This window comes from Pseudomonas sp. B14(2017) (assembly GCF_002113255.1).
Lineage (GTDB): Bacteria > Pseudomonadota > Gammaproteobacteria > Pseudomonadales > Pseudomonadaceae > Aquipseudomonas > Aquipseudomonas putida_Z.
On sequence record NZ_NEJY01000003.1, the window covers coordinates 198,251 to 218,397 of the forward strand.

Sequence of the window (20,147 nt, forward strand, 5' to 3'; positions counted from 1 at the left end):
TCGCTAGCAGGGTTCCGGAGAGCCTGTAAGCACGACGTGGCGCTAAAGTCGCCCCGGTCCAAGACCTCTTGGTTACTTCAGGTGTTGCTTGATCGCCTGGGCAGCCTGGTCCAGTGCACTGCGGGTACCCGCCACTTGGCCGAGCACATTCAGCAGGCCGAAGTCGTGAATCATGCCGTTGTAACGCACGGCGGTCACCGGTACACCGGCAGCGTCCAGCTTGCGGGCATAGGCTTCGCCTTCGTCGCGCAGCACATCCATTTCGGCGGTCTCCACCAACGCTGGCGGCAAGCCTTTCAACTGATCCAGACTGGCTCGCAGCGGCGACGCGTAAATGTCATTACGCTGCCTAGGATCAGTGGTGTAGCTGTCCCAGAACCACTGCATCATATTGCGGGTCAGGAAGTGACCTTCAGCGAACTGGTTGTACGAGCCGTTGTTAAAGTTGGCATCGGTCACCGGCCACAGCAGGGCTTGGAATCGCAGCTTCGGCGTGCCAGCCTCTTTGGCTTTGATCGCGACCACCGCCGCCATATTGCCCCCGACGCTGTTTCCCACGACTGCCAGGCGACTGCCATCGACACCAATCTGCTTGCCGTTCTCGGCAACCCAACGGGTCGCCGCATAAGCCTGGTTAATAGCAGTGGGGAACCGGGCTTCCGGCGACGGGGTGTAATCGACGTAGACCGCTGCTGCACCGGAGCCGACCACCAAGTCGCGGATTAGGCGTTCGTGCGTAGGGTAGTCGCCCAGCACCCAGCCACCTCCGTGGAAGAACATGAACACCGGAAGTTCTCCTTTCGCACCTTGTGGGCGTATGACGCGAATCTCCAGCGCCTGACCGTCGACCTGAATACTACGGCGCTCGACCTGGATGCCAGAGACATCCACTTTCACGCTGGCCTGAGCGCCAGTGAGCACGGCGCGGGCATCTTTCGGGGACAAGGTTTCTAATGGTTTGCCGTCACCTGCGGCTAGGGCCTGTAGGAAACCTTGAGTGGTGGTTTCCACACCGGGGCTACCGGCTGCGAAGGCGCTGTTGACAGCAAGGGCGAGCAGACTGGCGGTGAGTGTGCGGGACAGTTTCATGGATACGTTCCTGAGGTGCTATTTAATTCTGGTTGGCGTTGGTGGTGGGGCGCAGATAACTGATTTCCTGCAGATTGCCGTCGCTGTCACGGTAGGTGAGGGTTGCGGTGCTGGTGTAGCTGGCGGCGTTGCCCGGTGCGTTTAAAGCGATCACTCGAGCAATGTCCATGTTCATTCCGTAGTGGTATGGGGTGGCGCTCTGGGCGAAGGCGCCGACGCTAACGCCGAAGGTCAAGGTGGCGATGGTGACTGCTTTGCTTAAGGTCATGATCATTCTCCGTTCGTTTGGATAATCAGATCAGCGACTGCGTGCTGCTTGAGTTTTATTTTGCGCGATGATTATTAGTGCGCAAAATATATTTTTGCTATCGGTGTCATTAAGGATTGCATCAACCGAAAACACAGCGTGGAACAACCCGATTGCAAAAAAAAAGCGTGGCTTACCCAATTGAAACCGTATTGGGTGCCACGCAAATTAGAGGGGGATAAAACCTAGGGGGGAATTGCTGAACATCCGTGTTCACAGAAAACTTACAGGCCCAGTTCAGACAAGCTCGGGTGGTCATCTGGACGACGGCCCAGCGGCCAGTGGAACTTACGCTCGGATTCCTTGATGGGCATGTCATTGATGCAGGCGTAACGGTTGATCATCAGACCGTCATCGCCAAACTCCCAGTTCTCATTGCCGTACGAGCGGAACCAGTTACCAGAATCATCATGCCATTCGTAAGCGTAGCGAACTGCCAGACGGTTCTCAGTGAACGCCCACAACTCCTTGATCAAACGATACTCATGCTCTTTGGCCCATTTACGAGTCAGGAAATCTTTTGCTTGCTCGCGGTTAAATGCGAATTCAGCGCGGTTACGCCATTTCGTATCGAGGGAGTAAGCCAGGGAGACTTTTTCCGGGTCACGGCTATTCCAGCCATCTTCGGCCAGACGAGCTTTGAGAATGGCCGTTTCGCGGGTAAACGGCGGAAGTGGCGGGCGAACTTCGTTATTAGCGGACATGATAATTCCTCGCTTACTGGGCTGATATCGCCCGCCTACTGGCAATTAACGATTTAGTAGTTGCTGCGCAATGGTTTTTGCATCAACTGCTGATCGGTTGTCACCAAGCAAATGGGCAACGGTGATGGCGCCGTCGATCAGAATCAGAAATTGGCGTGCAAGTGCCTCTGGATCAGCGGTGCCATATTCTTCACAGATAGAGAACAAAAAAACTTTCAGTTTCTCTTTGTGCTCTTTATCTACAAGTCGTACTGGATCCTCAGGATCGCCGGTTTCACCGGCCGTATTGATGAATGCGCATCCTCTGAAATTTTCAGAGGTAAACCAGTCGCAAAGTACATCAAAAATCCGTAGAAGCTTTTCAGCCGGTGAGTCAGCCTTATTCACTTCTGACTCAAACCATCGCATCCAGTTTCTGTCGCGCCGTTTTAAAATCTCAACGACGAGCGCTTCCTTAGTACCGAAGTAGCGGTAGATACTCTTGCGAGCAACACCAGACGTCTTCACAAGAAGATCCATTCCAGTTGCACCGATTCCGCCGCGATAGATCAAATCTTCCCCGATCTTCAACAACCGCTCTTTGGTTTCGTTACTGCTATCGCTGTTCATGTCGGCAATGGTAGAACGATCGTTCTCCATGGTCAATACCTCCCGCTCCAGTATTTTCAAAAAAGTAAAATCTGCTCAATTTACAAACAGTTAGGCAGCGCCTTGTGATCCTTAGGATACAAATGCTACACGCTGCACGCGGAAAGCGCTTGTTCTGTAAGGAGTCCGTTCCCCGAGGTGCTCCGAAGCCCGAGGATGCATGCACAGCGGTTCTATGCTATTTAGGAAGCGGTGCGCCTTTGCTCGTCGCCATTGGCCAAGCCTATAGTTGACCGCCATGCTGCTCCGACATATCCGATATCTTCTTGCGGTGGCTGAACACCAGAATTTCACAAGGGCAGCAGAGGCGTTGCACGTCTCGCAGCCAACGCTGTCACAGCAAATTCGTCAAATGGAGGACGTTTTGGGGGCCCAGCTTTTTGATCGTTCGGGCCGGACGGTGCGCCTGACAGATGCTGGTGAGATTTACGTGCGCTTTGCGCGCAGGGCTCTACAAGATCTAGATGCAGGTAAAAGGGCGATCCATGATGTCAAGGACTTAGCCAGGGGCTCGGTTCGCCTAGCGATCACCCCAACCTTTACGGCTTACCTGGTCGGGGCATTGGTCGAACCATTCAACTCCCGATACCCAGGCATCTCTCTTTGCATTAAGGAGATGCCTCAGGATCAGATGGAGGCTGCGCTTGCAGAGGATGAGCTAGATATCGGTATCGCTTTTTCTGAAGTGCGCTCACCGGAAATCGAGAGCCAGCCATTGTTTGTTGAAACGTTGAGCATGATGGTCAGCTCCCTACATCAACATGCTGTGCCTGATGCTCTATCGATGACCCAGCTCGAGGAGCAACCTTTGGTGCTTTTAAGTGGAGATTTCGCGACAAGACGTTACATAGATGAGTATTTTCACGAGCACAAAATTGTTCCGCGTGTCGCAGTGGAGGCAAACTCAATTACGGCTATAGTTGAAATTGTTCGGCGTAGCCACTTGGCAACAATTCTTCCAGACGCAATCTCTCAGGAACAGACAGGACTAATCTCAGTCCAATTGACGCCGACACTCCCTTGTAGGACAGCGGCCCTACTGGTCCGACGAGATGCTTACCGGAGCGCCGCTTCAGAGGCATTTATGAATATAGCGAAAAGCTGGGGGCAAAAATCAGGCTCTGTGAGGCCGCTCGACTCTTCTTTAAAGATTTAAGAGTATATCCGCGTCAAAGGCGATGCGTTGTCCTATTGACTAGGTACGTAAATTATCTGATTACAGCCTCTGTTGACACCGCGGCATCGTCCCAGGCAAGGAGTAAATTGCCGCGTGTGCGGCTGGGGTAGCCGCGAAGTTTCGCCTATGCAAGCGGGCACTCGAACGATTATCGAAAGCCAGCACGGTATTATGCATGCGAATTTGAGTGCTGCGCAAAATTTTAAACCGCCGCAATAGTTGGAGGAGGTTGCAGATCTGAAACTTCATGCTGTTCATTGGATTGCCTCGACTAGGTTGTGCGGTTTCTATAATTCCGAGTGACATCTAATCCTTGTTACACTCATTTTGGCTTGATCTGTGGACGACAGCCCTTCCGGGCCTCATTTCAGGCTGCGCACTAAAAGACTTAGTGGCGCAGCCGATTGAAATGAACCATCGTTCAGCTGTCCTTGCATCCAGTTCCGTATACCTGATAGCGAATCCTGTGCTGGTCCCCACTGTGATCGACGTAAGTCATCGTCACCGGGTAAACACCGCATCCGTCAGGTACCGGTGATATATTGACAACGTCAGCAATATCAAGCTTCATGTCGTAACGATAGTCCTCTACGACAGTTTGCTCTTGGGCTTCTGATGCATTCGCAATTGTCATTTGAGCTTGGGCCGCAAGCAGCAGTGAGGCGATAACGATTTTAAGTTTCATGGCTAAACCTTCCGATTGAAGTTTCCAATATTCGAGAAATATAAAGCGCTATTAAAGTGAGCGCGCAAAACCGCTGCATTCAATAGAAGGAATGCGAGGACAACTTCAACAGTAGTGACTTGCGCGCTACGTATTACTTTTGCAACACCTGCGCTTCACCAGTCCGGTGATGAATACAGGCCTATTTAAAATGGCTTGTAAGGCAGGAATTTACCATCAAGAGTGATGACTGCACGAGATCCGCCTTCTGGATCTTCAACTTTCTTGATGTCCATTTTGAAGTTGATCGCGCTGATGATGCCATCACCGAATTGCTCGTGAACGATTGCTTTGAGAGCCGTGCCGTACACCTGGATCATCTCGTAGAATCGGTAGATGGTAGGGTCGGTTGGCACCCCACCTGGGATGGATCCGCGCACTGGAATGGCTTGCAGTTGGGCGACTACTTCATTATCCAGATCCAAATGCGCAACTACGGCCTTGGCTGCAGTTTCGCTCAGTGGGTGCTGGCCCAACAGTGCAGCAGTAAGGTAGAACAGACTCAGGCCAGTGCCTTCGGTCAGGCTCTCCCAGGAAAGATCTTTACGAGCCTTCGCTTCGAGGATTTTTCCGGTCAGCGCCAGGGTTGGGTCCTGATAAGCATGAGATTGTTGCATGGTTTTTCTCCTACGGGTGGTGGTAACTGTCTTCAAGCTACTTTTGTTACTTGCCGGGCAGGGACAGCGCAGGTGGCCGGGTAATCGACAATCGATACGAATTGGCCAGATGTGTTATCCAGTGCGTCTATGCCTCCGCTTGCGATGTCATAGACCCAGCCGTGCAGATTCAACTTACCTTGCTCCTGCGCGATCCGAACGCTTGGGTGGGTCTGCAGGTTGGCCAGTTGTGCAATGACATTTTCTTTGACCAGAGACGCCAGTCGAGCGCTGTCATTACTGTGCAGACGACCCGCATTGATTACCTTGGCGCCTTCTGCGTAGCGCAACCAATTCGAAACTGCTGGCAGGTGATCGAGGCACTTGCATTGGGCGATTGCTGTCATGGCCCCGCAATCGGAATGGCCGCAGATGACTACATCAGTGACACCGAGGACGGCGACCGCGTATTCAACCGTAGCGGAAACACCACCCGGTTCCGGGCCGTAGGACGGCACGATGTTGCCAGCGTTGCGTACCACGAACAGCTCACCGGGTTCTTGCTGGGTGAGCAATTCAGGAACTACACGACTATCGGAACAGGCAATGAACAGGGTTTTCGGGGACTGGGTTGAAGCCAGGTGTTTGAACAGGTTCGAGCGTTGGGGAAATGCCTCACGCTGGAACTTAATCAGGCCTTCGATGAGGTTTTTCATGGCGATTGTCCTGGTGGGTGGCTGTTGGGGTTAGATTGACCCTAAGCAGCGATAGCGTCCAAGACCCATGTATTATCATCAGCATAAGCAGTGCCTATAGTTACGCAGCGTCATGCATCGCCCCACAGCCGCACTCCTTCTTTGCGGCTTGAGGGATACCAGGCGGGATTGTGACGCGGAGTGGAGAGGTAGCCTCAGCTGCGCCGATGGGACTTCAGGGGGCGCTGCATGGAAACCCCGGGCAGATCACCAGTACCTTTGGTGAGTAAACCGGACAGGTCTCGCTCAAGCTTCGCGTGTTCAAGGTCAGGCGGTTCGAAGTGAGGCTGTCTTCGACATGACGCGGATGGCAATCAAAAGGTGTTAGGGAGCTTGCCGGCGCATTACGGGCAGAGCCGCTCCGCAGTGCGAGTAGCTGCTACGTATAGGTGCCGTTCAGGAGGAGATGCAAAACGGTCAGCAGCGCCTAGTGAACCGTCCTTGTCGATTCCTCAATGCGCGGAAGATTTAGGCTCGTGCTTCTGGAGAAGATAGCTACTTGAAGCCTGTTCGAGGTGGGATGGATTGGATAGAGGGCCCGGTTCAGCCCTCGTAGTAGACATCGAAACTGATCGGACGTCCTTGTCCATCAAGTCAGCTCAGAGGCCCAGCTCTGAAAGGCCTGGATGGTCGTCGGGCCTACGCCCGAGTGGCCAATGGAACTTGCGTTCGGACTCCTTGATTGGGAGATCATTGATACAGGCAAAGCGGTTTTCCATCAGACCGTCATCCCCAAACTCCCAGTTTTCGTTTCCGTAGGAGCGATACCAGTTGCCGGAGTCATCGTGCCATTCGTAGGCAAAGCGCACTGCGATTCGATTACCTGTGAACGCCCAAAGCTCCTTAATCAGTCGGTAGTCGAGTTCCTTGGTCCATTTTCGGGTGAGAAAAGCTTTGGCTTCAGCCCGGTTTTGAGCGAATTCGGCACGATTACGCCATTTAGTGTTGAGGGAATAGGCCAGAGAAACACGCTCAGGATCACGGCTGTTCCATCCATCCTCCGCCAAGCGGACCTTCTCGATCGCGGTTTCGCGCGTGAAGGGCGGAAGCGGTGGACGCACTTCAGAGTTGGTATTCATTTTCGGATCTCCTACATCAGGGGCAGGAATTCAGCACCGGCGTCGCGGGCGATGAGTGCAGTACGCGGCGCCATTTTCAGCTTAGGACTGGCAGGCCCGTTCGCTGACCACCGCACAAACCTCGACCAGAAAACTCAAAAGCATCGTGGTTGATTTTGTCGGTTGCAGTCCAACGTACCTCCCTTCTGAGGCTCGGTCCTTGGCTGAAATCTGAAGATCCTGAATTTGTTATCGCCCATTCGTCCCGAACCGAAGCTCCTCTAGGAGCTGGCGTGCATTGATGACGTCTGTGCTCCCAGATCCCTCTCGGATACGGCTACAAGATATCTCCATTAGCTCATAGGCATCCTGCTGCCGACCCACCTTCGCCCACAGGCGAGCCAGGCAAGTGGTCACACGCAGCTCCCAAGAAAAAGCTTCCTGTTGGCGGGCCCACTTCAGTGCCTCTAAGAAGCTGCTTTCAGCTGGTTGATACTTTGCTAGCTGAGTTAGGACCTCGCCTTTTATTCGGAGCAGTTCGGCGGTGTTCCAATAGCTTTCGTTGATGAAGGTGAAGGTGAGGGCTTGTTGAATCTTGTCTTCCGCCTCGATCAAAGCACCAGATCGGCAAAGCTCCTCGGCAAGAATCCCTAAAAATGAGGTGTAATGCCCAGTGAATGACGTCGTTCTTAATGCTTCGACGGCATTGCGAAGCAGCGCTATTTCCTCGTTTGAACTGCGACGGAGAAGTGAAAGCGTATGCTGGAAGCAGCGGGCCCAGGCACTCCATACTTCCAAACCGTGCCGTGAAGTGGTATCTCGCAAAATTGCAAGATAGTGAGCAGAGGTCTCGTAATCTCCTACGATCAGAGATATAGGAATGGTGGCTTCGATTAGTGCATAGCACCTGGTCATAATGTGATCGCAGGCCAGCGCCTGCTCTGCGACCTCTGTGGCCAAGGAGGTTGCTTGATCTGGAAATCCTTGTACCCATAAGGTACGCGCTTGAATGGCTCGAGCAACTAAGCCCTGGTCGACTTGGTACCCTACAGTACTAGTGTGATGGACCGAATGGATATAACGTGAAATCAGATACTCCAATTCCCGCTGCGATTCACGTTGCTCCCCGTAGAAATGAAGCGACACACCGAGCAGACGATGACTCATCAGTATGTCGGGGACATCTTGGCGCTCTTCCGCTAGTACGGCAAATTTTTTTGCGACCTCTAGGGCCGCGCGCGGTTCTCCGCCATAAACTCGGGCTGTCCATAGTCCCCACAGAGCTTTCGCTTGGCCTCTCTGGTCTCCTAGCTTCAAGGCTAAATCAAGAACGTCTGTCCAAAGCGACGCCGTAGTCTTGGAGGGGCCATGTGTGAAAGTTAAGGCCACCGCAAGGCCGGAGCGTAGTTGCATGACGGATTTGGGAGAGGAGCCTGGTACTGCATCCACTGCCGCGAGTGCTGAGGTAAGCCGAACGCGGCACTCATCCACCAACGAAAGCTCCATCAGTAGAGGGATTGATCCGGCTGCCAAATCAATCCCAATCTCAGTTTTTCCCACAGGCGAGAATGACCATTCTAGCGCTGTTCGAACATTGTCTATCTGGTGTTTGTATAGTTTAAGCCATTGTGATGACGGCTCGCGTTGATAATCGCGAAGTGCCTTCACCAGCAAAGCCTTGATGAAGTCGGCATGCCGATAACCGCATGCTACGAACTCTCCATGACTCTTAAGCTTTTCCAACGCATATAGTCGTGTTGTCTCATGAAGCTTGTAGTGCGGCCCCTCAGTGGAACGCTCGATCTGGATCAGGGATTTTTCTACCAGTTCCGACAAACTGTTCAATATTTCAGATCGATCATCGCCCGCGTTGCCTGCTACCGCTACAGCCGTTGCTTGGTCAAAGCTTCCAGATAGAAAACCTAGCTGACGAAAGATCTTCTTTTCAGTGGCGCCAAGCAGTTCATAGCTCCAGTCCAGGGCGGCGCGCAGTGTTTGGTGACGTTGCAGGGATGTTCGATAGCCGCACCGAAGCAATTTAAGACGATCATGCAGTCCATCCGCTAAACCCTCAATCCCCAGCGAAGCAGCACGCGCTGCTGCGAGTACTATGGCCAGAGGGTTGCCATCAAGCTGGCGGCAGATCCCGCTAACCAACGCGATAAGCCTGCCCTCAAGTAGGGCGCTTTGGTCCGCTGCTTTCATCCGAGATAAAAACAACTGGACTGCAGCAAATGGCAGGAGGTCGTTAGCGTTCGACAAGCCAGGGGTAGGAACAGCCAAGGGGAGAACGTGGTAGAGATGTTCGCACTCAATACGAAGCAGCTCTCGACTCGTCGTGACAACGCTCACGCTTGGATTTAAACGCACAAGTGCTTCTACAAACTGGGCAGCGGAGTGAATCACGTGTTCACAGTTATCAAGCAATAGCAGTGTGGCATTGTCGCCCAGTGCCTTAGCAATCCGCTCTGCAGATGCGGCGCCGCCCGCAAACCTCAGTCCGAGAGTAGCGCCTATAGTGTCGGCTACTAGGCATCCCGTAGTGAGCGGCGCTAATTCAACGAACCAAACGCCGCCTGGAAAGTTATCAGACTGTTGCTTCGCCACCTCAATTAGCAGGCGCGTTTTGCCTATCCCTCCAGGCCCAGTTAGCGTGATCACTCGATGTTCCAGCAGATGCTCGTTGACTTCTCTCACGTCTTGCTGCCGTCCGATCAACGGAGAGTCGATAAGCGGCAAATTTCCCTTCGCGGAATTCCGCTTAACTTCCTGTGATACGGTTTTTTCATTGGACGGCATGACGAATCTGTATCCCTGTCCCCAGACCGTCTTGATCACATCTCGATCGGCACCCAACGCTTTACGCAGAGCTGACATATGCACCTGCAAATTATTCTCATCAATGAGCTTGTCAGGCCACACGTGCAACATGATTGCGTCTTTGCTTACTAGCTCGCCGTTCGCGGAGATCAAAAGGTTCAGGATATCAAAGGCAGGTCCGCTTATCATGACTGGTAAGCCGTCAACCAAAAGCTCCCGGCGATTTGACCTTATCTCAATTCGACCGAATTTGGTCATGGTGTGGGCTCCTAATGCAGGCCCCGCTTCTTAGTGAGCAAGGCGTCTGGTAAGCCGCGCATCCATAGCCGTTTCCCTAGCGGATGTCCCAATTCGCTGGTTCCGAGAAGCCTAACCCGGTAGTGGCTAAGCGCAGCGCCCGCTGCACCATCCAGGCAAGCACCGTCCCGGGCGCCTCTGAGCAGTCTAGCTTCAGAATCTTCAGGTTTCCCCCAAGGACTTAAGCATGCGAATGGCGCTAGCTTTGAGCAGCAGCGTCCAGAAATGGTCTGTGCCAGGGGAGGCCTAACATAGCCTCGGGCAGTCTCTCGACTTGGCGGAACAGGCTGCGGTGAGCAGGATTCGTAACCAAAAACTGACTGCAAGGTTACAAATCAGAATGTGTGACCACTATTGTCTAGGCATTGTGGCTATTAAATCGGTATCACACTGACTAAGCCCTTCACCTGGAGGAGTCATTCATGAAGACCGTTATGAAAATTGCTGCATCTTCTGCGCTCTACCTTGCCCTTGTTAGCACTGCCGCTTACTCAGAGGTGCCGCGTGAACAGATTAGTTACCGTACACTTCAAGTTAGTGGGTTTGATGTGTTCTACCGCGAAGCAGGGCCTCACGATGCACCGACCGTGCTACTTTTGCACGGATTCCCGACTTCCTCGCACATGTTTCGCGAACTTATACCTCAATTGGCAGTAAAGTACCATGTTATAGCACCTGACTTACCGGGGTTCGGTTTCACTAAGCGAACGGACAACAGTAAATTTAGTTATACTTTTGATAATTTGACACAAGTTATCGACGGTTTCATTCAGGCGAAAGGTCTAAACAGGTTCGCCATGTACGTTTTCGATTACGGAGCACCAGTGGGGTGGCGGATCGCTACAGCCCATCCGCAAAAGATCTCGGCTATTATTTCGCAGAACGGTAACGCTTACGAGGAAGGGCTCAGTAGCGGGTGGGCGCCAATACAAACGTATTGGGCAAACCCTACTCAACAAAATCGATTGGCACTCCGAAATCTGCTCGAGCTTAAAACGACCAAGTGGCAATACATGGAAGGTGTAAGAGACACTTACCATGTCTCGCCTGACGGGTACACAGTTGATCAGGCCCTTCTGGAGCGAGAAGGCCAACAAGATATTCAGCTCGACTTATTCCTAGATTATGCGAGCAACGTGAAAAAGTACCCGGAGTTTCACGGTTATTTCCGCAAACATCAGCCCCCACTATTGGCGGTCTGGGGGAAAAATGATCCATTCTTTCTTCCTGCTGGAGCTGAGGCGTTCAAAAGAGATATTCCAAAAGCTGAAGTCAGCTTAATAGAAAATACCGGCCACTTTGCCTTAGAGACCCATTCTACTTTAATTGCCGATAAGATCCTTGACTTTCTTAATCGAAACGTAAAATAAGTCACTGTATTCGCCAGGCCTTAAGAAATAGGTAGCACTAACGGTAGTTTAAGTAACGTACTGAGGTGACAGCATGACAAATCATGTGCTGACTTTATATCACGCTCCCCTTTCAAGTAGCTGTCATAGTGTGTTGATCATGCTGTCGCTGCTTGGTATAACTTGCAAGAGGGTCGAGATTGATATAAATGGCGGCACATCCCAGTCCTCAGCATATTCTGCATTGAAAGCTTTTTGGCGGGGCCCGGTGATTGATGATGACGGCGTTGTTATATCCAACTCAAATGCAATTCTCATTTACTTAGGCCGAAAATATGGAGGTGAACAATGGTGCCCAAGTGATCCCGTCGGTTCTGCAGCAATCCAGCGCTGGCTTTCAACCGCAGCCGGGCAATTATTTCATGCCGCTGGAGACACTGGAGTTGCATTACTTCGCACAGGATTGGATGCCGAACAAGCGACTCAGCGTTATGAAGGCTTTCTTGATCTTTTGAACTCGGAACTCACCAGTCGACATTTCCTGGTCAAAGGAATCCCCACAGTTGCCGATATCGCCATGTATACATTCGTGTCTAGTGCTACGAAGGTTAACATAGCTCTTGGTGGGTACCCTCACATACTGAGCTGGCTAGAAAAGATTCGTGCCCTTCCTGGGTTCGTAAACGTTGACTAGCGTTTCGAGATCGGGCTTATAACTATCGGAGCAAATCATGAATAGTTCTGTTTTGATCGGAAATTCGGCCTCCTTAGATTATCGTGCTTTTAACTTCAGTGCAGGGCCATCCGCACTCCCCGATAGCGTTATGAAAAAAATGCAAGCAGAGCTGTACAATTGGCAAGGGCTGGGCCTGTCGGTGATGGAAATCAGCCATCGCAGCGAAGAGTTCAGGGCAGTAGCAGAGAAAGCGGAGGCTGATTTACGTTCGCTGCTGAGTATTCCTGAACACTATGCTGTTTTATTTCTCTCTGGAGGAGCTAGTTTTCAATTTTCGCAAATCCCTTTGAATCTCCTAGGTGAGCATGATCAGGCTGATTATCTGGACACTGGGCTTTGGTCCCAAAAAGCTATCAAGGAAGCGTATAGATATACAAATGTGAATGTGGTGGGCAGCTCGAGGGGGGCTGGTTACTGCTCGATTCCACGTCAAGATGAATGGTCAATTTCCAAATATACCGCTTATCTGCATTATACTGCGAATGAGACTGTCGGCGGCTTGGAGTTAAGTGCTGTTCCTGAAATAGACTGGATTCCGCTTGTGGCAGACTTTTCTTCCAGTATTCTTTCTAGGCCTATTGAGGTTTCTCGCTTTGGGTTGATTTATGCTGGGGCGCAAAAGAATATCGGTCCTAGCGGATTTACGATCGTAATTATTCGTCAAGATCTCCTGGATCGTGCCAGCAAAAAATGCCCTGCACTGCTAAATTACAAGCTAATGGCCGAGCATAAATCGATGTACAATACACCGCCAACATTTTCTTGGTACATCGCTGGCTTGGTATTCGAGTGGCTTCAGGAAAAAGGTGGCTTAGCTGCTATAGCAGCTATCAATGAGCGTAAGCAGCGCTTGCTTTACGATTACATCGACCGAAGCGAATTGTATTTTAACCCTATCGCTCCGGAGTATAGGTCTTGGATGAATGTTCCGTTTCGCCTTGGAGATGTACGCCTAGACGAACTGTTTTTAGCCGGGGCAAAGGAGTGTGGGCTTCTTGGGCTGAAAGGGCATCAATCAGTGGGCGGAATGAGAGCCTCGCTTTATAATGCCGTTACCGAGCAAGCAGTACAGGCACTTGTTGAATATATGTCTGGGTTTGAGCGCTCTTTTGGATAAGTCAGCATAAGCTTCCGGCCGCCCCAACTTTGAACTCCATACTTCTGGACGGTGGAGTTCACCTATTGAAGGTGGCTTGACGCTGGCCGGGCATACCGACAGATTGATGAGCCGTCAGCATCATGCTTGTAGAACTTGTCCGCTTCGGTCGATAGCGGCCGCATGCACCAGAACCGTTATCCAACCTGGCGGTCGTTCACCGCTGGCAGGCCCCCGCGCTGTACTGACCACAGCCCCGTATCAGGCTCTAGGTTGCCTTTCGCCAATCACCGATCGTCAGCTCCATCGACCTCCAAGCTTGCCGCCCGGTCAACCGGGAGACCCTAGGCCGCGATGGTGAACCAATGGACGTCTTTGCTGACAATGAAATGTCGACCCGCAGTGATGTGGTCGGGCAACTGATCGTGGCGTTTTCCCTGATTCTGCTGTTGGCCTTGTTGCTGGGGCTGTTCTCCCTCTACCGCCTCGCCGGGGCGCTGGACGCCCGAGAAGTGGAGCAGAGCCGCTTCTATGCTGAATCCGCCATGGCCCAGCTGCAGAAGAACGACAAGACGTTCCTGCTGACCCATGCCAACTGGCAGGCCGCCTATGATCACTTGGGCGGGCAGGTCGATGCACATTGGGCATACGACGAGGACAATGTCGGCGCCACGCTCTATACCTCCGATGGGTACGAAGGCGTATATGTGCTCGATGACGACGGTACGCGGTACGCAATACTGGACGGTAAGCTCAGCCAGCAGGGCCTTGAGCAGCATACCGTCAGTGCCGGCAAGATCCTGCAGGAGGCTCGACAAGCAGCGCAGCACGAACAGGCGTCTTCAGGCTATCTGGTCTTTCGTGGCCAGCCGGCGGTGTACGTCGCTGCACTGATCCGCCCGCAGACCCAGCCGGCCCGCCCGCCGGGACCAACTGCGGTGTTGGTGTTCATTCGGGTTCTATCGCCACAGGTGCTCTTGCCGCTGGGGCAGGCGGCGGGGCTGTCCGGCCTGGCCGTGGGCGATTCGGCCGATCAGCGCCAAGGGCGCGGTGCCCTGCCACTCGAAGGCAGCGGCCACACCTTGGCATGGGATTTACCGCAGCCCGGCACCGAACTGATCCACACGGTAATCGCGCCCTTGGCTATCGCCGTTCTGTTCATCGCGCTGAGCATGGCATTGTTTGCACGCTATGCGATCCGCGCCAGCACCAGGATCGATCGCAGCCACCGTGCTCTGGTGACTTCCAGGGTTGCCCTGCAATCAAGTGAAGAGCGCTTCAAGGCAGTGGCCGAAGCTGCCTCGGACTGGATCTGGGAAACGGATGTGCTCCTTCGCCTGACCTACCTTTCGGACCGGTTCACCGAACTCACCGGGCACCCCGTCGAAGCGTGGCGACAGCGCCCGATTACCGAGTTGCTGTCGTGTGATACCAGCAACCTCCGGACCTCGCTGCACAGCCTCGCCGCGACAGGCTCTTCCGGCACGCTGCGCTGCCAGTACCAGGACCATCTAGGCCAGCAGCGTATCTGCAGGATCGCTTCTCGCGCGATCGTGGCCGAGGGCGTGTGTACCGGCTTTCGTGGCACGTGCAGCGACATCACCGACGAAGTCGCCGCCCATGCCCAGATTCAGCACCTCTCCTTGCACGACGCCCTGACCGGCCTGCCGAATCGCAACAAGCTGTTCCGTTTCCTCGAACAATCAGCCCCTGGCGCTGAGCTACCCCAGGTGGCGCTGCTGATGCTCGATCTGGACAACTTCAAGCCAATCAATGACAGCCTTGGGCATCCGGCCGGCGACGCGGTGCTGCTCGAGGTAGCGAGCCGCCTCGGTCAAGTTACCCGCGACAGTGATCTGGTCGCGCGTCTGGGAGGCGATGAGTTCATCGTCGTGCTGACCCGGCCAGGCGATCACCAGGACATGGACCGATTCTGCATGCGCGTGATCGAGGCGATCAAACGCCCCATTCAGGTCGAAGGGCATGTCGTGCAAGTGGGGGTAAGCCTGGGTGTAGTGCTGTCGGGCGATTACCCTGGTACGGCGAGCGACCTGATCCGACACGCCGACGTGGCCCTTTACAGCGCCAAGCAGGCGGGCAAGAACACCTGGCGATTCTTTTCGGCACAGATGAACGCAGCATTGATGGAGAAGCGTGTGCTGGAAAGCGAGCTGCGCGAGGGCATACCGCGTGGCGAACTGGTGCTGCATTTTCAGCCGCGCTTCAAGGTCGATGGGGTCTCGATCGCATCGGCCGAGGCCCTGGTGCGCTGGCAACACCCGCGCCTGGGCTTGCTCCGCCCGGATCGTTTCATCCCGCTTGCCGAAGAGTCCGACCTGATCGTGCTGCTTGGCAACTGGGTGCTGCAGGAAGCCTGTACCAAGGCGCGGGGCTGGCCGCAGGCGGTGATGGTCTCGGTCAACATGTCGCCGGCCCAGTTCAGCCGCAGCGATGTGGTCCGCGACGTCGGCAACGCGTTGCGCGCCACCGGGCTGCCAGCCCACCGCCTGGAGCTGGAAATTACCGAGAACGTCATGCTCAACGATGTTGAAGGCGCACTGCACACCATGCTTGCACTGAAGGAGCTGGGCGTGCGCCTGAACATGGACGACTTCGGGACCGGTTACTCCTCGCTGGGCTACCTGCGTACCTACCCGTTCGACAGCATCAAGATCGACAAGCGCTTCGTGCAGCACCTGGGCAAGAGCGGCAGCGACCGTAGCGTGGTCCAGGCCATCATCAACCTTGGCAATGCAATGGGCATGACGGTGACTGCCGAAGGTGTCGAGACCGCCGAGCAACTGGCCTTGCTCAGCGATGACCAATGCCATGAAGTACAAGGCTTCCTGCTCAGCAAACCGCTGGAAAACGAGGCACTGATGGGGATGATGAAAGACCAGGTGTCGTTAGCGCAATGACGCCTCGCAGAGGAGGGTAGTTTCATTCGGATGCAAACGACGGCCGCTCCGCGAACCATGCCACCGCCAGGTCCTTGAACGCCTCAGCCGAAGGCGTCAGCGGATAGCGCTGATCATGCGCCAGCACGATGCTGTGCGTTGGCAATTTCTCCTCGGTCGGCCGACACACCAGCGCTTGGCCATCATAGCTGCGGTCACCAAATGGTCGGGTGTAGATCAGCGCCACGCCAAACCCGTTGGCGACCAGGCTACGCTGCATCTCGAAGGTGCGCACGCGGTGCACAGCGGCGGGCGAAAGATCGTAGAAGCTGAACAGGTCCAGCACATGCTGCCAGCTGTGGACCTGATCGGTGACTACCAGGGTGTATTCGGATAGCGCTTTGAGGCTGACGCGCGACTCTTTGGCCAACGGGTGATCGGCAGCCAGCAGTACCTGAGCGGTCAGCTGGCACAGCTGGGTGCATTGAGTGTTCGGCGGCAGACCTAGATCGTAGGTGATCGCCAGCTCTATCGCGCCCTCACTCAGCCGCTTGCCCACGTAATCGAAGCTGCCTTCGCGCATATCGACCGTGACCCTCGGGCAGGACTCCTGCATCCGGCGCACGATCTGTGGCAGGCAATAGGGCGCCAGGTCTTCAAAACACCCGACCACCAACTCTCCGACACACTCTCCCGCATTGGCATTGATCTCGGCAAAGGTCCGAGCCTCGCTCAGAACGCGCCGGGCCTGGACCATGACGGTACGCCCGAACGGGGTCAGCGATATGCCGAGGCCACGTTGGCGCACGAAAATCGATTGGCCCAGCACCTCTTCCAATTCGCTGATGGCCGCCGAAATGGAGGGCTGCGAAACATGAAGCTCCATGGCGGCAGTCGTCAGGTTCCCGTGCTTGGCCGCTGCGAGCGCGTAGCGCAGTTGTCGCAGTGTGAACTTCATAGGTTTTTCCGTTGTGATACATCAGGACATATTATTTTATCCTTTTTTGAGGTTGTGAAATATTTCCTCTGTGCAGTGGCCACCGATCACAGGTGCCACGCCGATGCCGATTGCAAGGCTGATCAGCCAGTTTGGCGACCCTCTTTGGGCCGGATGCCCTCGACTACTGCAATCCATGTTCTTGTTTGGGAGCGTCACAATGAAAATTACAAAGGCTCTGCTGACCACGACACTATCTTTCGGGCTGCTGGCGGCCGCTGGTGCCAGCCAGGCGGCCGGCTGGTGCGAGTCTGGCAAACCGGTGAAATTCGCCGGATTGAACTGGGAAAGCGGGATGCTGCTCACGGACGTGATGCAGTTCGTGCTGAAAAATGGTTATGGCTGTGAAACCGACAGCCTGCCGGGCAACTCCATCTCCATGGAAAACGCCCTGAGCAGCAACGACATTCAGGTGTTTGCCGAAGAGTGGGTAGGGCGCAGCGAGGTCTGGAACAAGGCTGCCGCTGCCGGCAAGGTCGTTGGCGTCGGCGCGCCGGTCGTTGGCGCAGTCGAAGGCTGGTATGTGCCGCGTTACGTGATCGAAGGCGACCCCAAGCGCAAACTCGAAGCCAAGGCACCGAACCTCAAGACCATCGCCGATCTTGGGCAATACGCCCAGGTATTCAAGGACCCGGAAGAGCCGGACAAGGGGCGCTTCTACAATTGCCCCGCCGGCTGGACCTGCGAGCTGGACAACAGCGAGATGCTCAAGCACTACGGCCTGGAAAGCAGCTACACCAACTTCCGCCCGGGCACCGGCCCGGCACTGGATGCCGCCGTGCTGTCGAGCTACAAGCGTGGCGAGCCGATCCTGTTCTACTACTGGTCGCCGACGCCGCTGATGGGCCTGGTCGACCTGGTCAAGCTGGACGAGAAGCCAGGCGTGGATAAATCCCTGACCATCAAAGTGGGCCTGTCGAAGGCCTTCCACGAGCAGGCGCCGGAACTGGTGGCGGTGCTGGAGAAGGTCAATCTGCCGATCGACCTGCTGAACCAGAACCTGGCGCGCATGAGCAAAGATCGCATCGAGTCGCCGGAACTGGCCAAGTTGTTCCTCAAGGAGCACCCCGAGGTCTGGCACAGCTGGGTCAGCGAAGACGCAGCCAAAAAGGTCGACGCGGCACTCTGAGCGTGTGGGCTCGTCCGGCTCCTGCCGGACAAGGCACGCGACAGTCCGTTTCATGCACTTGCTCGAGAGAATTCCATGTTTCCCAAGAACTTCACGTTTTCCATTGCCGACTGGGTCAATGGCTGGGTCGATGCGCTCGTAACCAACTACGGTGACGTGTTCCGGCACATCTCCGACACCCTGCTGTGGGCCATCGTCAACCTCGAAGGCCTGCTGCGCGCAGTGCCCTGGTGGCTGATGCTGGCCATCGTCGCCGGTATCGCCTGGCACGCCACCCGCAAAGTCGTGACCACTGCCGTGATCGTCGGCTTGCTGTTCCTGGTCGGCGCGGTCGGCCTCTGGGACAAGCTGATGCAGACCCTGGCGCTGATGCTGGTCGCAACGCTGATATCGGTTCTGGTCGGCATTCCGCTGGGTGTGCTGTCGGCGCGCAACGATCGCCTGCGGGCGGTGTTGATGCCGCTGCTCGACATCATGCAGACCATGCCTAGCTTCGTGTACCTGATACCGGTGCTGATGCTGTTCGGCCTGGGCAAGGTGCCGGCGATCTTCGCCACCGTCATCTATGCCGCGCCGCCGTTGATTCGCCTGACCGACCTGGGCATTCGCCAGGTGGATGGCGAGGTCATGGAGGCGATCAACGCTTTCGGTGCCAATCGCATGCAGCAACTGTTCGGCGTGCAGCTACCACTGGCGTTGCCGAGCATCATGGCCGGCATCAACCAGACCACCATGATGGCCCTGTCGATGGTGGTCATCGCCTCGATGATCGGTGCCCGTGGCCTGGGTGAAGACGTCCTGGTCGGCATCCAGACCCTGAATGTGGGCCGCGGCCTCGAAGCGGGCCTGGCCATCGTGATTCTGGCGGTCGTGATCGACCGCATTACCCAGGCCTATGGCCGACCACGGCATGGGGTGGGCAAATGAGCGCCAAACAGACAATGAACAAGATCGAAGTCAAGAATGTCTTCAAGATATTCGGTGCTCGCGCCGAAGATGCCCTGGAACTGATCCGCCAGCAAAAAGCCAAGGATCAGGTCCTGGCCGAAACCGGCTGCGTGGTCGGGGTCAACGATCTCTCGTTGTCCATCGGCAGCGGCGAGATCTTCGTGATCATGGGGCTGTCGGGCTCGGGCAAGTCGACCCTGGTGCGCCACTTCAACCGCTTGATCGACCCGACCAGCGGCCAGATCCTGGTCGATGGCGAAGACATTCTGCAGTACGACATGGAGGCCCTGCGCGAATTCCGCCGGCACAAGATCAGCATGGTGTTCCAGAGCTTCGGCCTGTTGCCGCACCGCACCGTGCTGGACAACGTCGCCTACGGCCTGAAAGTCCGTGGCGAGAGCAAGGCCATGTGCACAGAGCGTGCCCTGCACTGGATCAACACCGTGGGCCTCAAGGGTTACGAAAAGTCGTACCCGCACCAGTTGTCAGGCGGCATGCGTCAGCGCGTCGGCCTGGCCCGCGCCCTGGCTGCCGACACCGACATCATCCTGATGGACGAAGCCTTCAGTGCGCTCGACCCGCTGATTCGCGCCGAAATGCAGGACCAGTTGCTGGAGCTGCAGAAGACCCTGCACAAGACCATCGTCTTCATCACGCACGACCTGGACGAGGCGGTGCGTATCGGCAACCGGATTGCCATTCTCAAGGACGGTCGCCTGGTCCAGGTCGGCACACCGAAAGAAATCCTCTACCAGCCTGCGGACGAATACGTCGATCGTTTCGTGCAGCGTCGCGTAGCTTCGCTTTAAGGAACGCGTGT

Annotated in this window: 18 protein-coding genes; 8 read left to right on the forward strand and 10 right to left on the reverse strand. The window is 55.0% G+C overall.

Annotated elements, in window-relative coordinates; all coding sequences use genetic code 11:
• Positions 1 to 72: 72 nt before the first annotated feature.
• The 4 genes from CAG34_RS04315 to CAG34_RS04330 form a co-directional block, all read right to left on the reverse strand.
• Positions 73 to 1,089 carry an alpha/beta hydrolase gene (locus tag CAG34_RS04315; RefSeq protein WP_085588235.1) on the reverse strand — a complete coding sequence of 339 codons (1,017 nt, stop codon included), beginning with the start codon at positions 1,087 to 1,089 and terminating at the stop codon, positions 73 to 75.
• Positions 1,090 to 1,111: 22 nt separating this feature from the next.
• Positions 1,112 to 1,357, reverse strand: a complete 246-nt coding sequence (locus tag CAG34_RS04320; RefSeq protein ID WP_085588360.1) for a DUF2790 domain-containing protein — start codon at positions 1,355 to 1,357, stop codon at positions 1,112 to 1,114.
• A gap of 263 nt (positions 1,358 to 1,620) precedes the next feature.
• Positions 1,621 to 2,100, reverse strand: coding sequence for a DUF1348 family protein (locus tag CAG34_RS04325; RefSeq protein ID WP_085588237.1), 480 nt, complete (start codon positions 2,098 to 2,100; stop codon positions 1,621 to 1,623).
• A gap of 45 nt (positions 2,101 to 2,145) precedes the next feature.
• Positions 2,146 to 2,709 carry a TetR/AcrR family transcriptional regulator gene (locus tag CAG34_RS04330; RefSeq protein WP_085588362.1) on the reverse strand — a complete coding sequence of 188 codons (564 nt, stop codon included), beginning with the start codon at positions 2,707 to 2,709 and terminating at the stop codon, positions 2,146 to 2,148.
• 277 nt (positions 2,710 to 2,986) lie between these two features.
• On the opposite strand from CAG34_RS04330, the gene cynR reads away from it, so the two are divergent.
• Positions 2,987 to 3,904, forward strand: coding sequence for a transcriptional regulator CynR (gene cynR / locus CAG34_RS04335; protein ID WP_085588239.1), 918 nt, complete (start codon positions 2,987 to 2,989; stop codon positions 3,902 to 3,904).
• 442 nt (positions 3,905 to 4,346) lie between these two features.
• On the opposite strand, the gene CAG34_RS04340 is transcribed toward cynR, so the two are convergent.
• From CAG34_RS04340 to CAG34_RS04360, 5 genes are all read right to left on the reverse strand, one after another.
• Positions 4,347 to 4,610, reverse strand: a complete 264-nt coding sequence (locus CAG34_RS04340) for a DUF2790 domain-containing protein (RefSeq protein ID WP_085588241.1) — start codon at positions 4,608 to 4,610, stop codon at positions 4,347 to 4,349.
• A gap of 185 nt (positions 4,611 to 4,795) precedes the next feature.
• Positions 4,796 to 5,266: a cyanase gene (gene cynS, locus CAG34_RS04345; RefSeq protein ID WP_085588243.1), complete on the reverse strand. Its 471-nt coding sequence runs from the start codon at positions 5,264 to 5,266 to the stop codon at positions 4,796 to 4,798.
• Between the two features lie 32 nt (positions 5,267 to 5,298).
• On the reverse strand, positions 5,299 to 5,961 hold the full coding sequence (locus CAG34_RS04350) for a carbonic anhydrase (RefSeq protein ID WP_085588245.1): 663 nt from the start codon (positions 5,959 to 5,961) through the stop codon (positions 5,299 to 5,301).
• Between the two features lie 638 nt (positions 5,962 to 6,599).
• The gene (locus CAG34_RS04355) at positions 6,600 to 7,079 is read right to left on the reverse strand and encodes a nuclear transport factor 2 family protein (RefSeq protein ID WP_085588247.1); all 480 of its coding nucleotides are present in this window, start codon (positions 7,077 to 7,079) and stop codon (positions 6,600 to 6,602) included.
• 228 nt (positions 7,080 to 7,307) lie between these two features.
• Positions 7,308 to 10,136, reverse strand: coding sequence for a winged helix-turn-helix domain-containing protein (locus tag CAG34_RS04360; protein ID WP_085588249.1), 2,829 nt, complete (start codon positions 10,134 to 10,136; stop codon positions 7,308 to 7,310).
• A gap of 461 nt (positions 10,137 to 10,597) precedes the next feature.
• On the opposite strand from CAG34_RS04360, the gene CAG34_RS04365 reads away from it, so the two are divergent.
• The 4 genes from CAG34_RS04365 to CAG34_RS04380 all read left to right on the forward strand — a co-directional run bounded on the left by CAG34_RS04365 (position 10,598) and on the right by CAG34_RS04380 (position 16,274).
• Complete coding sequence (locus CAG34_RS04365; RefSeq protein WP_256573517.1) at positions 10,598 to 11,545, forward strand: alpha/beta fold hydrolase; 948 nt, start codon at positions 10,598 to 10,600, stop codon at positions 11,543 to 11,545.
• A 73-nt stretch (positions 11,546 to 11,618) separates the two neighbouring features.
• A complete protein-coding gene (locus tag CAG34_RS04370) occupies positions 11,619 to 12,218 on the forward strand; it encodes a glutathione S-transferase family protein (RefSeq protein ID WP_085588251.1) in 600 nt (199 codons plus the stop codon).
• Between the two features lie 37 nt (positions 12,219 to 12,255).
• Positions 12,256 to 13,377 (forward strand): 3-phosphoserine/phosphohydroxythreonine transaminase, encoded by a 1,122-nt coding sequence (gene serC / locus CAG34_RS04375; RefSeq protein ID WP_085588253.1) that lies wholly within the window; start codon positions 12,256 to 12,258, stop codon positions 13,375 to 13,377.
• A 344-nt stretch (positions 13,378 to 13,721) separates the two neighbouring features.
• Positions 13,722 to 16,274 carry an EAL domain-containing protein gene (locus tag CAG34_RS04380; RefSeq protein WP_085588255.1) on the forward strand — a complete coding sequence of 851 codons (2,553 nt, stop codon included), beginning with the start codon at positions 13,722 to 13,724 and terminating at the stop codon, positions 16,272 to 16,274.
• A 22-nt stretch (positions 16,275 to 16,296) separates the two neighbouring features.
• Here the strand turns inward: CAG34_RS04380 and CAG34_RS04385 are convergent, their stop codons facing one another.
• Positions 16,297 to 17,211 (reverse strand): LysR family transcriptional regulator, encoded by a 915-nt coding sequence (locus tag CAG34_RS04385; RefSeq protein ID WP_054572910.1) that lies wholly within the window; start codon positions 17,209 to 17,211, stop codon positions 16,297 to 16,299.
• 199 nt (positions 17,212 to 17,410) lie between these two features.
• Between CAG34_RS04385 and CAG34_RS04390 the strand changes: the two genes are divergently transcribed.
• The 3 genes from CAG34_RS04390 to CAG34_RS04400 all read left to right on the forward strand — a co-directional run bounded on the left by CAG34_RS04390 (position 17,411) and on the right by CAG34_RS04400 (position 20,136).
• The gene (locus tag CAG34_RS04390; protein ID WP_015270114.1) at positions 17,411 to 18,379 is read left to right on the forward strand and encodes an ABC transporter substrate-binding protein; all 969 of its coding nucleotides are present in this window, start codon (positions 17,411 to 17,413) and stop codon (positions 18,377 to 18,379) included.
• A gap of 75 nt (positions 18,380 to 18,454) precedes the next feature.
• Positions 18,455 to 19,306 (forward strand): proline/glycine betaine ABC transporter permease, encoded by an 852-nt coding sequence (locus tag CAG34_RS04395; RefSeq protein WP_015270115.1) that lies wholly within the window; start codon positions 18,455 to 18,457, stop codon positions 19,304 to 19,306.
• Positions 19,303 to 20,136 (forward strand): glycine betaine/L-proline ABC transporter ATP-binding protein, encoded by an 834-nt coding sequence (locus tag CAG34_RS04400; RefSeq protein WP_085588258.1) that lies wholly within the window; start codon positions 19,303 to 19,305, stop codon positions 20,134 to 20,136. Before CAG34_RS04395 ends, CAG34_RS04400 begins: the two co-directional genes overlap by 4 nt.
• Positions 20,137 to 20,147: the final 11 nt, after the last annotated feature.